Here is a 16,171-nt window from a genome sequence, read left to right as displayed (position 1 = left end):
GCATCTCACCGGAAGAGACTGACGGCCTCCGGGCCGGTGGCGGCGACGATGCCGCCCCCGGGATATACCGTCCGACTTCGCAGCGGCAGCTCCCAGCTCTTCTCCCCGGACCGCAGGTCGTATCCGACCGTGACGTACGGTGATTCCTTACCGTCCTCGGCGTAGGTGTAGACGAGCTTGATGCCATCCGACTCGATCCAGTACGGCTCCACCGAGGACTTCCTCGTCATGTCGATCGTCGGCGACAGGAGTTCGCCGGTGAAGCAGTCGTACACGCGAACGAAGTCCCGGTTGGTCGGCTCCGGCTCGCCCGCTGGGTCGCCGGATGTGCCCGGCTCGGCGACCTTCATGACCAGCTTGTCGTCCACCGTCGCCATGTTGGTCGACAGATCCGTCCCGGATATCCGCCACAGCAGGTGTCCGGTCTTCGGATTCGCGGCGGCGACCGTGTGCCGGTCCGGGTAGTGGGGGGCCCGGGCGCCGAGCCGGGTGAGCAGCGGCAGTGGAGAGATTGGCGCGTAGCGGTTCTGGTAGCCCGCCGGCTCCCAGCCCGCCACCGACGACGTCTTCTTCCCGTCCAGGTCGTAGATGTCGGTACCGGTCCAGTCCTGGTTCTGGATCGCGATGCCGCCACGGAAGACGTTCCAGGTCATGTCGCGTTTCTTGGTGGCCCGCTTGGACCGGAGCACCTCGCGGCCGTCCGCCGTGCTGAGGAACACGACCTCGTCGGCGTCGTACGCGCCGTCGACCAGTATCTGCTGACTGGCCGACACGTACATGCCGTCGTGCCCCTCGCGCGTCCACACCTGCTCGCCCTCGGTGGTGTACCCGACGGCGAAACCCTTGTCCTTGTCCAGGTCCTCCGCCATGGCGATGAAGCGATCGCCGGAGACCAGCATCGAGCGCAGCTCCCGATTGGGCACCTTCAGCGTCTTCACGATCTGGCCGCTACCGGTGTCCAGGATGAAGACCGTGGAGTCCGAGCCGTTCCCGGCGGGTGACACGCACCCGATCCGGTTTTCCCGGACGGCACACGACGTGGCGGTGTCGTGCAGATCGACGTTGGGCCAGCGTGGCGCGCCCGTGTTCATGTCGAGGCCCACCAGGTACGTCCCGAGCTGGAGCAGGACGATGCGGGAGCCGCCGCCGACGACCTCGGCTCGACCTCCCCTGATCGGGGTCGTCCAGATCGGGCTCGGCGGACCGGAGAGCGCCTGGAGGAGTTCGTCACGCGCCGGCGCGCGGAAGATCGACGGAATCTCCTGTGGGTAGAGCCGGTCGTCCCACGCCGAGATCTCCTTCGGACGGGTCAGGGTGACGACGACGACCGCCGCCGCGACGAGGACGACGCAGGCCGCCAGCGCCGCGCCGGCTATCACCCACTTGAGCCGCCGCGAGATGCCCGGCGGGCCCGGCTGACCCGGCTGACCCGGTTGGTGGGCGGGCACGGGTTGCGGCGCGACCGGCGCCGGCGCGACCGGTTGTGCTGGCCCGTCCGGTTGTGCTGGCCCGGCCGGTTGTGCTGGCATGGCCGCGTCAGGGCCGGGCATGCTGGTGGCGGGGGCGGGCATGCTCGCGGCGAGGCTCGCCGAGAGGGCGTTGGCGAACTCGACGCAGGAGCCGTAGCGGTACCCCGGGTCCTTTGCCATGGCGCGCCCGATGACAGCATCGACCGCCGGAGCCAGGTACGGATGGAACCGCCGCAGGGACGGCACCGGCTGGCCCAGATGCGCGGCGATGACGGCGACGGGATTGACGTTCTCGTACGGAGCGTGGCCGGTGAGCAGGTGAAACATCGTGCACGCCAGGGAGTACTGGTCGGACCGTCCGTCGAGGTGGCCACCCTGAAGCTGCTCCGGCGAGGAGTAGCGCACCGTCTCCAGCATCACCCCGGCGTTCGCCGGGGTCGCGCCGTCGGGCGACAACCGGGCGAGGCCGAAGTCGGTCAGCGCGACCTGCCCCTGCGGACCGACCCGAATGTTGGCGGGTTTGACGTCGCGGTGCAGCACGCCGCGGCTGTGGGCGTAGTCGAGCGCGCCGGCCACCGCCACGGCGATGTGGCCGACCTGCGCCGGGGGGAGTCCGGCGGGCGAGCTGCGGATCAGCTCCGCCAGCGACGGGCCGTCGACGAGATCTGTCGCAACCCACAGCCGCCCGTCGAACTCGCCGCGATCGTGAATCGCCGCGATGTGCGGATGCCGCAGCTGAGTGACCGCGTCCACCGCCTGCTCGAACCGCTGCCGGTAACCCGACCCACCATCACCGGCCGCGCCCAGCACCTTGAGCGCGTCGCTGCGCGGCAGCCGCGGGTGCCGCGCGGCGTAGACCTCGCCGGTGTCACCGGACCCGATCAGCCGCTCGATGACGTACCCGGCGAAGACCGCCCCCTGTTCCAGCGCCACAGACCCTCCCGTCGGGGAACCGCTCGTGCGGGCGCCCCGACCGTAACGCACGATTCGACCCGGCAGAGCCCCGCAGTGCGTCGTTGGAGGCCAGCCGCGGGTGTCTCGAACGAAGACCGGCCACGCCATCGCCACCACAGCGCGGTCGCGCAGATTGTGGTCGTCCGGGTGGACGCACACCGAATCATGGGCGAGCTGTACGACCTCTGCGCCCGGCCGATTCTGATGACCGCCATCGACGCCTTCCGGCGCTGACCGCTCGCTGCTCGGCGGTTCGGCCTGCTAAGCCACGGGCCGGGGCCGACGTACCTCGGTCCCAGCCCGTGCTTTCCCGCCGAGACGACCCTGCGGGATCCGACGCCTCCGCGACCCGAGCGCCCTAGCAAGACGGGATGCCGACCACCTCTACGTCGAGGCCATCGGCTCGCAGCGACTTCACGGCGCGGTAGAGCGCGACCTGGGCGAACGTGAACAACGAACCGGCGGTGAACGGCCGGCCCGGATCGAGCATGATCGCGTAGACGACCTTTCGCGGCCGGAAATTCAGGTCGATGGGGTGCCCGGGACGCCGCTGCCGGACCGTCCAGACCAGGGCCTCGCGGGCGTCCGCCTCGTGGGTGAGCGCGTCGACCGACACCATGCCCTGCGCGAAGAGGTGACTCAGCGGGGCGCTGCGGTCGGCCCGCTTGACGTGGATCAACTCGTTGTCCGGACCGAGCAGGTCGCACGCCTCGAAGCCCCGGCCGTGCTGTGCCGTTCTGAGCAGCGTCCAGTCCAGCATCACCAGGCCGGTTCCGGCCCGCTCGGCCGACTCGTTGTAGGCGTGTTCGTTGTCCCCGCGCCGCCAGGGCGGCAGCACGATGCCACTCGGCCGGGTCAGGATCTCGTCGATCTCCTTCCGCAGGAACTCGCGGTGCTTGTCGCCGATCTCGAACCAGTGGCCGTCCTGCAGCAGCAGTTGGCTCGACCCGGACGCGAGCTGTGCGGTGATCCACCGGGACGCCGGCGTTTCCGTGATCAGCTCCTCGCCCGCCTGATCGGCGTAGACGGTGAGCGGGGCGGTCCGCAGCGCGTTCCACCGGTCACCGACCGGCACCCTCTGGGTCCGGGCGAGCACCGTGTCGAGACTGACCTCGCCGAGGTGGTGGGTCTTCCGCGACCCCGACTTCGGCACGCGCAGCCGGTACGACCGCACCCCGTGGTAGGACTCGACGACCTGGTCCGGCACGGCCAGGCCGATCTCCGGCGGATCCGGCAGTCCGAGCAGTTCGTCGAGCTGCTTCTCCAGGTCCGGCAGACGCGGATCGCGGGGCGAGACCGGCCGGATCTGGGTGATGAACTCCAGGTCGGCGTAGGGCGGCTCCTGCCGGCATACCCGGTCGATTTCCCGCAGGTCGCTGATCAGGTGTTCCGGCTCGACCGCCAGGTGCAGGCGCAGGGCGTCGCTGCCCTCGACGAGGGTCGGGCGTCCGGTGGACCGGCAGACGGCGAGCCGAGGGTTGTCGGTCGGTCCGCAGAGCTGGCCGACGATTTCGCCCCACTTGTCGATCCCGTAGGTCCGGATGTGGGCGCCGGCCGGTACCAGGTTCCGGTCGACGCGGCCGGAGGTGCCGAGCACGCGGCGACGTACCCGCTTGATCGTCTTGGGCGCGAGCGAGCGGACCGCGAAGCCGATGCCGAACCCCGTGTTGATCCGAGCCAGGTCGATCAGGTGCCGGCCGAGGACGCCGTAGGTCAGCGCGTACACCCGGTCGCCGACCGCGACGAGCAGGGCGGCCCCGGCGTTGCTGTAGCCGAGTGCGACCGGCTCGCCGGTCAACCGGGCGAGCACGTCGCACCACTCGGCCCGCTCCCGCGGCACGGTGCCATGAACCAGCAGGGCCGGCGCGTCGGCCACCAGCCGAGGTTCGATCGAGAGATCGTTTTCCCGCAGGTAGCGATGGTTCAGCGCGTCGTGCAGGCTGTCGGCCGTCGCCGGTACGCCGTCGAGCTGGTAGACCGAGGTCAGGTACGTCTCGACGGGTGGTTTCGGCAGGTCCAGGTCGACCGGCGGGTCCAGGTCGAAGAGCGCGCCCTGCTCGTTCGATGGCCGCCGGTTGTCCCGGCGGGCGGCCGGTCTGCTCGGTGGTCTGGTTCGGGCGCGTTGGGTCGCTTTCGGCATGGTGTTCTCCTTCGCGGCGAGAGTCATGCGGCGTTACGGGGAAGCGGAGGCTCCGAGTGGGAGTTCCGAACCGGACGATGGACCGGGGACGGGTGTCGCGGGCCCGTCCCCGGTCCACGCGGCAGCGGGCAGGGGAGTGCCGGCTGCGGATCAGCTGAGCGTGACGGTGACGCCGCCGGAGAACGGCGAGTCGTGCAGCTCCAGCTTGCTGAGCTTGACGTCCTTCGGGATGTCGAAGACGAGGACGCCGGTCACCTGGTTGCCGGGATTGATGTCGTTGAGGAACGTGTCGGCGTTCTTGTTGGCGTAGATCGCGGCGGCGGTGTCGGTGGAGAACTCGGTGCCCTTGGCGTCGTACGCCTTCTGGCTGCTGTCGCTGAACAGCTGTGACTCCTTGCCGATGTTCTTCACCGTGACGGTGACCAGGCAGAACTGGCCCTGGGCCCGCTCGCCGAGCAGGTCGGTGCCGAGTTTGGCGACGCCGCACTTGCTGGACCTGACGACGAACTCGAACTTGCCGTCCCGGGCCTTGTCGCCGACCTTCGCGGTCTCGGCCGGCTTCTGCTTGTCGTCGTTCTTGCCGACCTTGTCGTCCTGTCCCTGGCTCTGTCCCTTGGTCGTGTCGTCGGAGCCGCTGGTCCCGGTGGTTCCGGCGCCGCAGCCGAGCACGACGGTGGCGGCGAGGATCAGGGCGGGGATCGTCATCTTGCGCATGTCAGTAGGTCCTCCGGAGTTGGGGAAGCGCGCACCGGCTCGATGAGGGATCGGCGGTCGATGCCGATTGATGACAGCAATCAACCCGGGTTAAAGCGAGCTCTTGAGTCTCCAGGCGCTGATAACCCCGGTTATCAGCGTGCCGAGTAGCTTCGGCGCAGAGGGGTCACCTAGTCTCATGGGACCGCAAATCAACGCACGGTACGGGGAGGTGGACCATGAGCGGCGCGAGCGACGTTACGCTCATCTCCCTGCCGGAGATAGCCGAACTCTCCGGCGTACGGCGACCCGTCGTGACCACCTGGCGCCGCCGCCACGCCGACTTTCCCGCCCCGGTCGACACCAACCGCGGCCGGCCGCTCTTCGACGCCGGGCAGGTGGTGGACTGGCTGGTCGCCAGCGGTCGGGTCGAGCGCGCGCAGATCGAGCCGGACCTGCGGCTGTACCTACTCTCCTGCCTCGCGCTCGCCGCGCCCTCGGCCGCTGTCGGGGCCAGACGCCGCGCGTTGACCCCGACCGAGCTGATCGCGGCGATCACCGCGCTGATCTGCCTGCGTCACCTCGACGACGAGCCGTTGCATCCGTCGGGCCAGTCCGCACGCCACGTCATCCCCGCTCTCCGCGAGCGGGCGGCCCAGGTCGACTGGGAGGACGAACTGCTGCGTACGGAGATCGACGCCCTGCCCGGCGACGCCGCGTGGCTGCCGGGCGTGGTCGACGAGCTGGTCGAGGCGGCGTGGGACTGCCCGAGGGCGTACGAGCGGGTGCTGGCCGCGCGGCGCAGGTTCAACGTCCCGGCGCTCTACGCGGACGCGGTTATCCCACCGCTCGCCCGGCTCATCGCCGGCCTGTCCGATGCTCGGGAGCGCGGCGACCGCCACGGACATCTGCACCTCGCGGACGCGGCGGCCGGCGCCGGCGACCTGCTGATGGCGGTACGGGCCGAGTTGGGCGAGGAGGTCTCGTCGACCGTGGTCGCCGCCGAGCCGGACCCCTTCCTGGCCCGGATCACCCGACGTCGGCTCGCCGTGCACGGAGTGCCGTCGGGCGAGCGCCGGGTCGAGATCGGGGCCCACCTGCCGACGGACGCCGACCCGCCCGACGTGCTGGTCGTCCGGCTGCCCTACCAGCCGGCCGAGGAACGTGGCGACAGCGATCCGCTGGCGGCGGTGGCCGAGGCGACGGACTCGCTCACGCCCGGGCAGACCGCGGTGGTGCTCGGGCCGGCGGAACTGCTGATCGACGGGCTGGCCCCGTACCGGAAGGCGGCCCGCACCCGCGACCACCTGCTGCGTAGTGGCCGGGTGGAGGCGGTGGTGAAACTGCCCGGCGGAGTGGTGCCGTACCGGCCCGGCTACCAGACCGCGCTCTGGGTCCTACGCCGGGAGGACCCGTCGCCCTGGCAGGGGCGGGTGCTGCTCGCCGACGTGTCGGACCGGCTGCTGAGCGACGAGGTCGTCGAGACCCTGGTCTGGGACATCACCACCTGGCGGCGCAACGGTCACCGGCCGGACGAGCACCTGCGTGCGTACGCGAGCCAGGTCAAAATCGCCGACCTGGTGGTGCCCCGGCGGCCACTGACCGCACGGCCTCCCGCCAGTATCCGTGACCGGCTGCGCGACGGTCGGGCCGTGGTGGCCGAGGCCACCGAGTTGGAGGTGGCGCTCAACAAGCTCGCCGAGCCCCGCCCACAACTGCGCGCCGATCTGGGGGCCCGGGACGACGGGTCGCCGGCTGCGACGCAACCGATCGGCGTCCTGATCCGGACCGGCCAATTCGTGCTGCTCAAGGGCGCCCGGATTGCGGCGGCGGACGTCACCGCCGACGGGCACCATCCGGTGCTCGGGCCGACGGAGGTGACCGGGCAGGCGCGGATCGGTGCGCGCCGCATTGACCGAGGTGTGCTCGCCGAGCGCTACCCCCGGGTACGGCTCACCGAGCCGGAAGACCTCGTGGTCACCATGACGCCGCACCTCGCGGTGTATCGGGACGAGCAGGGTTTTTCGGTTGTCGAGTTTCCGGCTCGGGTGCTGCGCGTCCCGACCACCGAGCGCGAGCGGTTCACCCCACGGGTACTGGCGGCGCTGCTGGACGCCACGCCGGGTGAACGGGCACCCGGGGCCGTACGGGCCGCCGCCCGCCTGACTGATCTGCAGGTTCCCATCCTGCCGCCGGCCGAGGTGGCCCGGCTCGACGCGCTGCTCGCGGCGGCGGACGCGCGCCGCGACCTGGCCCGGCGCGAAGTGGAACTGCTCGATGAACTCTGCCGGCTCGCCGTGTCGGGCGTCACCGACGGCAAGCTGACGATGACCGGTAGCCATCCGGCGGATGGCTCCCCCCGAGCGAACTCGTAACACTGACTGATCCGCAACACGAACAAGGAGCACCATGCCCCCCAGGAAAAAAGGCAACGGGCAGAGCGCGTTGCCCGGCATGCCGACCATGGCCGACCTGCGCGACACCCTGTGGAAGGCCGCCGACAAGCTGCGCGGCTCCATGGACGCCGCGCAGTACAAGGACTTCGTCCTGGGCCTGGTCTTTCTCAAGTACGTCTCCGACGCGTTCGAGGAGCGCCGGGAGCAGATCCGCCAGGAGGTGCGCGACCAGGGCATCCCCGAGTCGCGGTGGGACGTCTTCCTCAGCGACCCGGACGAGTACGCCGGACACGGGGTCTTCTGGGTGCCGGAGGAGGCGCGCTGGTCGTACCTGGCCGAGCGGGCCAAGGGCGGCGAGATCGGCAAGCTGCTCGACGCCGCGATGGACGCGGTGATGAAGTCCAACGACGCGCTCAAGGGCGTACTCTCGAAGATCTTCAACCGGGACAACGTGGACCAGCGGCGGCTCGGCGAGCTGGTCGACCTCATCACCGACGCCCGGTTCACCGGCCACGGGGACCGGCCGGCCCGGGACGTGCTGGGCGAGGTCTACGAGTACTTTCTGGAGAAGTTCGCCCGCGCCGAGGGCAAGCGCGGCGGCGAGTTCTACACCCCGGCGAGCGTGGTCAAGCTGCTGGTCGGGGTGCTGGAGCCGTACTCCGGGCGGGTCTACGACCCGTGCTGCGGGTCGGGCGGCATGTTCGTGCAGGCCGAGAAGTTCGTGCTCAACCACCGCGGCCGGCGCGACGACATCGCCGTCTACGGCCAGGAGGCGAACGAGCGCACTTGGCGGCTGGCGAAGATGAACCTCGCCATCCACGGCATCGGCGGCGACCTGGCGGCGAAGTGGGAGGACACCTTCTACGCCGACAAGCACCCGGACCTGAAGGCCGACTTCGTGCTCGCGAACCCGCCGTTCAACATGTCGGACTGGTCCCGCAAGGTCGACGACCCGCGCTGGCGCTACGGCACGCCGCCGGCCGGCAACGCCAACTTCGCCTGGCTGCAGCACATCGTCTCCAAGCTCGCCGAGCGCGGTACGGCCGGCGTGGTGCTCGCCAACGGTTCGATGTCGTCGAAGCAGTCCGGCGAGGGCGAGATCCGCGCCGCGATGGTCGAGGCGGACCTGGTCGCCTGCATGGTGGCGCTGCCGCCGCAGCTCTTCCGTACCACGCAGATCCCGGCCTGCCTGTGGTTCTTCGCCAAGGACAAGGGCCCGCAGGGGGCGAAGAAGCTCGCCGACCGGCGCGGCGAGGTGCTCTTCATCGACGCCCGCAACATGGGCACGATGGTCGACCGCACCGAGCGCGTCCTCACGAACGAAGATCTCGCGAAGATCGCCGGCGCCTACCACGCCTGGCGCGGCACCGCGTCGGCCCGGGTGGAGGGTCTGAAGTACGAGGACGAGCCCGGCTTCTGCTACTCGGCGACGCTGGACGAGATCCGCCAGCACGACCACGTGCTGACCCCGGGCCGCTACGTCGGCGCGGCGCTGGTCGACGACTCCGACGACGAACCGATCGCCGACAAGATCGAACGCCTGAAGAAGGAGCTGTACGCCCACTTCGACGAGTCCGCTCGTCTGGAGCAGGAAGTCCGTACGCAACTGGAGCGCCTCGATGCGTGAGTCGTGGCGGAAGGACTCTTTCGAGAATCTGATCCGAGATGGAATTCTCGAGATCGGTGATGGGTATCGCGCGAAGTTAGATGAGTTGGGCGGAACCGGCCCCGTCTTTCTGCGTGCTGCCCTTCTTGATATGTCTCCTGAAAGATTGAGAACTGCAGAGCGCTTCCATGACCATCTGGCTAGCAGGGTCTCAATGAAGCTTAGCCAAGCCGGCGACACCATCGTAACAACCAAGGGGAACAGTGTTGGTCGAACCGGTTACGTCCCGGACGGGCTGCCGCCATTCGTTTACTCCCCGCACCTCAGTTATTGGCGCAGTAAGGATCCTGGCAAACTATCAAGTGGCTACATCCGATACTGGGCGAAGGGGTTAGAGTTTGCATCGCAGTTGTCTGCGCTTGCTCACGGGACTGATATGGCGCCGTATCTCAGCCTCGCTGATCAGCGTCGTCTCCGAATAACGCTCCCCACCATCTCTGAACAACAAGCCATTGCGAACGTCCTTGGGGCGCTGGATGACAAGATTGCGGTCAACGAGCGTATTGTTGGTGGAGTTCACGAGCTGGGTGCTGCAGTCTTTCGGGCAATATTCGATGACGCGTTGCGATTCTTGGCTGAGAACGGATCCCTAGGGGTCGAGTGGCGTATCCGCTCCCTAGGGGAGGCGATCGCTGTTCTTGAGACTGGTACGCGACCGCGTGGTGGTGTTGGTGCGTACACTGCTGGCGTTCCCAGCATTGGAGCCGAAAGCATTGTTCAGCTGGCAAAGTTTGATTATGCTAAGGTCAAGTTTGTCCCAGACGAATTTTTTGCCTCGATGAGGCGCGGTGTCCTTGAGAGTCATGACATTTTGCTCTACAAGGACGGTGGTAGGCCCGGAAAGTTTGAGCCGCATGTTTCGATGTTTGGGAATGGGTTTCCGTTTGAGCGGGCGTGCATTAATGAGCATGTTTTCCGTATCCGCATGTCTAGTCCCTTCACCCAAGCCTTCGGCTATTACTGGTTGTCGTCCGATCCGCTGATGAACGAAATGAGGTTACGGGGGACTGGAGTTGCTGTTCCTGGCTTGAATTCGACTGCGGTTAAGGAACTCCCCTTGATTCAGCCACCTACTCATCTTCTAGAAAGGTTCGACCGTATTGCATTGCCGAATGTGAACAGGGCATTGGCGGCAGCTGCGGAATCGCAGCGATTGGCTGTCCTGCGAGAGATGTTGCTGCCGAAGCTAATGTCCGGAGAGATTCGGGTTCGGGACGCGGAGCGGGAGGTGGAGAAGGCGCTATGACGGGTGACACCCCTCACCTACACAACATGTCCGAGGCGGACTGGGAGGCGTACGCGCTTGAGGCGCTCGGGGAACTGGGCTGGGAGCCCGTACCCGGGTCTTCGATCGCGCCGGGGACGGGGGAGCGCGAGTCGTGGGCGGAGCTGATCCTGCCCGGCCGCCTGCGGGACGCGATCGCCCGGCTCAACCCGCAGCTGCCACCCTCCTGTGTGGACGAGGCGGTGGGCGTGGTGCTCACCGCCCGGTCCCGGGACGCGTTCGCGGAGAACCATCGCCTGCACGAGCTGATGGTCAAGGGCCTCCGCTCGATCGTCTACACCGACCAGCACGGAGCCGAGCACAACCCGACGGTCCGGCTGATCGACTTCCGGGACGACGCGGCCAACGACTACCTGGCGGCCAGCCAGGTAACCGTGACCCAGGGCGACCACAAGCGGCGCTTCGACGTCGTCTGTTACCTCAACGGGCTGCCGGTCGGGCTGATCGAGCTGAAGAAGGCCGGGGACGCGTACGCCGATCTGCAGGGCGCCCACCAGCAGATTCGCGCGTACGTCGAGGATCTGCCGCTCGCCTTCCGGGCCAACGTGGCCAGCCTCGTCTCCGACGGCATCACCGCCCGTTACGGGACCGCGTTCACGCCGTTGGAGCACTTCGCGCCGTGGAATGTGGACGACGAGGGCCGGCCGGTGCCGCAGCCGCCCACGCGCAGCGAGGATGTGGCGCTCAACCTGGCGATCTACGGCCTGTTCACGCCACGCCGGTTCCTGGAGTTGCTGCACGGCTACGTCTCGTTCGGCGAGGCGGGCGGCCGACCGGTCAAGCGGATCGCCAAGCCGCACCAGTATTTCGCGGTGGAGAAGGCGGTCCGCAAGACGGTGGAGGCGACCCGCAGCCACGGAAAGGCCGGCGTGGTCTGGCACACCCAGGGCTCCGGCAAATCGATGGAGATGGAGCTTTACGCCTTCCAGATCGCCACCCACCCGAGCCTCGGCAACCCGACCATCGTGGTGATCACCGACCGCACCGACCTGGACCAGCAGCTCTTCGACTCGTTCGTCACCAGCGAACTCCTGCCGGAGAAGCCTGAGCAGGCGATGAGCCGCGATGTTCTGCGCACCGAGCTGACCAATCGCCGGACCGGCGGAATCATCTTCACCACGTTGCAGAAGTTCGGCCGTACCCGGGAAGAGAAGGAGGCCGGGCGGCACCACCCGCAGCTTTCCGACCGCCGCAACATCATTGTCATCGTTGACGAGGCACACCGCAGCCACTATGACAGCCTGGACGGCTACGCCCGGCACCTGCGCGACGCGCTGCCCCACGCCACGCTGATCGCGTTCACCGGCACGCCGATCTCCGAGACGGACCGGAACACCCGCGATGTCTTCGGCGACTACATCGACATCTACGACCTGACCCGGGCCGTCGAGGACGGCGCGACGGTGCGGGTCTATCACGAGAGCCGGCTCATCCCGGTCGACCTGCCGGAGGATGTCGCTCCGGAGAGTATCGACGAACGGGCCGACACGGTGACGGCCGGCCTCGACGATGCCGAGCGGGCGCGCATCCAGCGCGCGGTGGCGGTGATGAATGCCGTCTACGGCGCGCCGGCCCGGCTCAAGACGCTCGCGGCAGACCTGGTCGAGCACTGGGAGATCCGGTCGGAGCAGATGCGGAAGTTCATCGACGGGCCGGGCAAGGGCATGATCGTCTGCGCCACCCGGGACATCTGCGCCCGCCTCTACGACGAGATCACCGCCCTTCGACCCGACTGGCACGACGACGCCGACGACAAGGGGAAGATCAAGGTCGTCTACACCGGCGGGCCGGAGGACGAGGCGCACATCCGCCGACACGTCCGCCGGCCCTCGAAACTCAAGGCCATGCAGCAGCGGGCCAAGAACCCCGACGACGAGCTAGAGCTGATCATCGTGCAGTCGATGCTGCTCACCGGCTTCGACTCGCCGCCGCTGCACACCCTCTATCTCGACAAGCCCATGCACGGCGCGGCGCTGATGCAGGCGCTCGCCCGGGTCAACCGCACTTTCCGCGGCAAGCAGGACGGCCTGCTGGTCGGCTACGCCCCGATCACCCAGAACCTGCACGACGCCCTGGCCGAATACACCGAGAGCGACCAGGACTCCAAGCCGGTCGGCCGGGACGTCGACGAACTGTTGGGCCAACTGCGCGACCTGCACCGGGTGCTCTGCGAGACCATTCTCGCCGGCTACGACTTTCGGGCGACGCTCGCGGGCAAGAGCAAGCGGCCATGGGTGGACGCCGTGCTCGGAACGGTCAATTACCTGCGCGACCCGAGCCTGCCGGAGAACCAGCCCGAGCCGGGCGAGCTCACCCTCGCCGAGCGCTTCCGCCGGGCCGCCGCGAAGCTCGACCGCCTCTACGCGGTCTGCGCCAGCAGCGGCGAGATCAACGGCCTCCGCGACGACATCCGCTTCTTCCAGGAGGTACGCGCCTGGATGGCCAAGTACGACGTGGAGGATCGGCGTTCCCGGGGCCTGCCCATCCCCGCCGAGATCGCCCTCTACCTGAGGCAGCTCACCGCCGGCGTGATCGAAGCCGGCGGGGTGACCGACATCTACGCCGCCGCCGGGATGGAGAAGCCGGACCTGTCGCACCTGGACGAGGCGTACCTGGAGAAGCTGCGCGCCTCGAAGACCCCGAACCTGGCGATCGAGGCGCTGCGCCGGGCCATCGAGCAGGTCATGCGCCGGGTCACCCGACACAACGTCGTACGCCAGGAGGCGTTTTCCACCCGCCTCATCGAGCTGATGAACCGCTACACGAACCAGCACCTCACCTCGGCAGAGATCATGGCCGAGTTGGTGGCCATGGCCCACGAGGTCAGCGCGGAAGGTGACCGGGGCCGGCGGTTCAATCCGGCGCTGGGCGAGGACGAGTTGGCCTTCTACGACGCGGTGGCGCAGAACGAGTCGGCGGTCACCGAGCTGGGGGAGGGCAAACTCGCGGACATCGCCCGCGACCTGGTCAAGTCCGTCCGCGCGTCCATCACCGTCGACTGGTCGTCCCGCGACGACGTACGCGCCAAGCTGCGCTCCACGATCAAGCGCCTGCTCGCCGTACACGGCTATCCGCCCGATGCCGCCGAGGAGGCCATCAAGCTCGTGCTGCGCCAGACCGAAACCCTCGCCGAAGAGTGGTCGAGCGACGGCGGCCGATGACGTGGCTGACCGAGCGGCCAGTTAACGTATCGCTACAGCCGGGGGAGGGCAGGGCAGATGAATGAGCTGAGGGACGTGCTGGAGCAGTGCGCGACGCGGCTGACGCGGTTCCGACAACAGCATCAGCGTATCGGTGAACAGAATACGAAGAACGCCCTGATCGAGCCCGTCATCGCCGCATTGGGCTGGGACGTGTACGACTTGGACGAGGTTCACCGCGAGTACCGGCGCCGTGGAAGCGACAACCCGGTCGACTATGCCCTGCTATTGCTACGCACACCGCGACTCTTCATCGAAGCCAAGGGGCTGGGCGAGAACCTCGACGATCCACGCTGGGCCAACCAGACCATCAGCTACGCCACCTCGGCCGGAGTGGAGTGGGTGGCCCTGACGGATGGGGCCGAATGGCGGGTCTATAACGCCCATGCACCAGTGCCGATTGAGCAGAAGTTGTTCCGCTCGGTCGGGTTGGAGCGCAGCCTTACGGAGGCTGTCGAGCTGCTGTCCCTGCTCAGCAAGGACAACATGCGCGATAACCGGATCGAAGAGTTGTGGAAGGGCTTCTTCGTCGATCGTCAGGTCCATGCCGAGCTCGTGGAGCTCTTCGGCGGCGGTGAGCCGGCACCGGAACTCGTCGCGCTGCTAGATCAGCGACTCTCCAAGCTCAACCGTGATGACATCCGGGCGAGCCTCATGCGTGCCCGGGCCACGTTCGACTTTCCGTCCGCCACGTCGCCGCAACCGCCACCGCAGCCGAAGTCTCACCTGGCGCCGGCGTCGCCTCCGCCACTGCCAACTACTAGCAGTGCGGTCTCCGATGTTCCCCAGCCACGGTCTCATGCGGCCGGAGGCGCGACTAGACAAGGCCCAAAGAGAAGAGTGAGCGATGAGGAAAGGCGCCTCAAGCTTAGCGACCTAATCAGGGTTGGGCGACTGCGCCCAGGCGCGAAACTATACGGCAGGTATCTCGGGCAGCAGCACACCGCCGAACTTCTCTCGGATGGTCGCATCCGCTATGGCGAAGACGTATACAACTTCCCTTCGGGCGCGGGCGAGGCGGTGAAGATCGCTATCCACGGCGCCGAAATCTCTGATTCCCGGAAGGCGACTGATGGTTTCGAATTCTGGGAGGCCGAGGATGCGAGAGCTGGAGATATTGTGTCGTTGAAGGAGATTCGCCGTCGGGCGGCGACCGGGGCTATCGAATGATGCTAAAACCGCCGATCTGGTCGATAGCTGACTGCCACGGATGAATGGGAGATGGTCCTGTGAGGCGATTAGGCGCGCAATTCGGTTTGACTAATGGGCAGTGGGACGCTGCGAAGAGTCAGGTCCGTGCGGCAATTCTTGATGCCGCATACGAGCGCCGTATGACGTGGTACGGCGAAGTGGCTGCGAAGGTCGACGTAATCAACCTTGACCCCTATTCGGCTCTAATGAACCATCTTCTCGGGGCGGTGTTCGAAGACGAGAACGAAGCTGGGCGACCTGCACTCACATCTATTGTCACGCATAAAAATGGTGACAAGGAGCCCGGCTCGGGCTTTTATGTCGAGGCGCGGGCTTTGGGATACCGATTCACGGAACCGTTCATTTTCTGGGCTGAGCAGGTCCAGAACGTTTTTAAGGAACACGGGCGGTCGGGTCGACGTCCGTAGGTTGACAATTTCCCCTTATGTGGCTTGTTGCGGGCTGCTCGGATTAGACAGATTCGATGACATGCCCCGATACGTGCGAACGAACGTGCCGTACGCTGGATGGCTTGGCTGTTTCGTGTGATGGTCTCCAATAAAGAAGGTGATCCGATGCCCGCTATCTTCATCGATCATCAAGCGTCAAGTCGCATCGCCTTCAATGGGAGGCTCATCCGCGACAGCAGCTGGGCCTGCCGGCCGACGCGACCGACGAACTGGTCGTCGCCGCGGACCACCACCATCCGCTGATGCAGGCCAGCCCACCCCAGCCCGCCGTGGGCTCGGCCGGTCTGCTCGACGCGGTGGAGTCGAGCGGCCGGGTGCCGCGCCAGGCCCGGATGCTGGTCTTCCAGCGCGCGGAGCGGGCCGAGGCGCGCCGGCGGCGGCCGGACGCGTACGAGGAGACCGACGAGGAGTACTACCCGGCGGCCGAGCGTCGGTGGCGGGAGCTGACCGACCGGGGCGTGCCGGCGGTCCGGGTGGTTCCGGTGACCGTGGCGGGGCTCTGCGCGTTCGCGGAGGAGACCGGCGACGATCCGCTGGACCCGGCGGTGAAGTCCCGGTACAGCGAGACGCTCTCCGAGGAAGGCGTGATCGTGTGGCCGCCGCCGCGCAACGCCCCCTGCTGGTGCGGTTCCGGGACCAAGTACAAGAAGTGCTGCGGCCGCCCCTCCTGACGTACCGAACGCGGGCCGGATCACCATGTCCGGACA

At 67.6% G+C, this 16,171-nt stretch carries 9 protein-coding genes; 6 read left to right on the top strand and 3 right to left on the bottom strand.

Annotated elements, in window-relative coordinates; translation table 11 throughout:
• Positions 1–5 precede the first annotated feature (5 nt).
• The 3 genes from AB0J86_RS32970 to AB0J86_RS32960 all read right to left on the bottom strand — a co-directional run bounded on the left by AB0J86_RS32970 (position 6) and on the right by AB0J86_RS32960 (position 5,277).
• Entirely contained in the window at positions 6–2,402 is a 2,397-nt protein-coding gene (locus tag AB0J86_RS32970) for a serine/threonine-protein kinase (protein ID WP_363861589.1), read from the bottom strand.
• Between the two features lie 379 nt (positions 2,403–2,781).
• Positions 2,782–4,563, bottom strand: coding sequence for a DUF6119 family protein (locus AB0J86_RS32965; RefSeq protein WP_363861588.1), 1,782 nt, complete (start codon positions 4,561–4,563; stop codon positions 2,782–2,784).
• 150 nt (positions 4,564–4,713) lie between these two features.
• Positions 4,714–5,277: a DUF4352 domain-containing protein gene (locus AB0J86_RS32960; RefSeq protein WP_363861587.1), complete on the bottom strand. Its 564-nt coding sequence runs from the start codon at positions 5,275–5,277 to the stop codon at positions 4,714–4,716.
• Positions 5,278–5,495: 218 nt separating this feature from the next.
• Here AB0J86_RS32960 and AB0J86_RS32955 point away from each other — a divergent pair, with 218 nt between their 5' ends.
• The 6 genes from AB0J86_RS32955 to AB0J86_RS32930 all read left to right on the top strand — a co-directional run bounded on the left by AB0J86_RS32955 (position 5,496) and on the right by AB0J86_RS32930 (position 16,135).
• On the top strand, positions 5,496–7,631 hold the full coding sequence (locus AB0J86_RS32955; RefSeq protein WP_363861586.1) for a hypothetical protein: 2,136 nt from the start codon (positions 5,496–5,498) through the stop codon (positions 7,629–7,631).
• Positions 7,632–7,665: 34 nt separating this feature from the next.
• The gene (locus AB0J86_RS32950; protein ID WP_363861585.1) at positions 7,666–9,279 is read left to right on the top strand and encodes a class I SAM-dependent DNA methyltransferase; all 1,614 of its coding nucleotides are present in this window, start codon (positions 7,666–7,668) and stop codon (positions 9,277–9,279) included.
• Positions 9,272–10,564, top strand: coding sequence for a restriction endonuclease subunit S (locus AB0J86_RS32945; RefSeq protein WP_363861584.1), 1,293 nt, complete (start codon positions 9,272–9,274; stop codon positions 10,562–10,564). The genes AB0J86_RS32950 and AB0J86_RS32945 overlap by 8 nt, the downstream gene beginning before the upstream one ends.
• Positions 10,565–10,590: 26 nt before the next feature.
• Positions 10,591–13,764: a type I restriction endonuclease subunit R gene (locus AB0J86_RS32940; RefSeq protein WP_363861583.1), complete on the top strand. Its 3,174-nt coding sequence runs from the start codon at positions 10,591–10,593 to the stop codon at positions 13,762–13,764.
• A gap of 57 nt (positions 13,765–13,821) precedes the next feature.
• The gene (locus tag AB0J86_RS32935) at positions 13,822–14,973 is read left to right on the top strand and encodes a hypothetical protein (RefSeq protein WP_363861582.1); all 1,152 of its coding nucleotides are present in this window, start codon (positions 13,822–13,824) and stop codon (positions 14,971–14,973) included.
• A gap of 733 nt (positions 14,974–15,706) precedes the next feature.
• On the top strand, positions 15,707–16,135 hold the full coding sequence (locus AB0J86_RS32930) for an SEC-C domain-containing protein (protein ID WP_363861581.1): 429 nt from the start codon (positions 15,707–15,709) through the stop codon (positions 16,133–16,135).
• Positions 16,136–16,171: the final 36 nt, after the last annotated feature.

This window comes from Micromonospora sp. NPDC049559 (genome assembly GCF_040676675.1).
In the GTDB taxonomy this organism is placed as follows: Bacteria; Actinomycetota; Actinomycetes; order Mycobacteriales; family Micromonosporaceae; genus JBFAPK01.
Note: the sequence above shows the minus strand (reverse complement) of the source record. Positions and strands in the feature narration are given on the sequence as shown.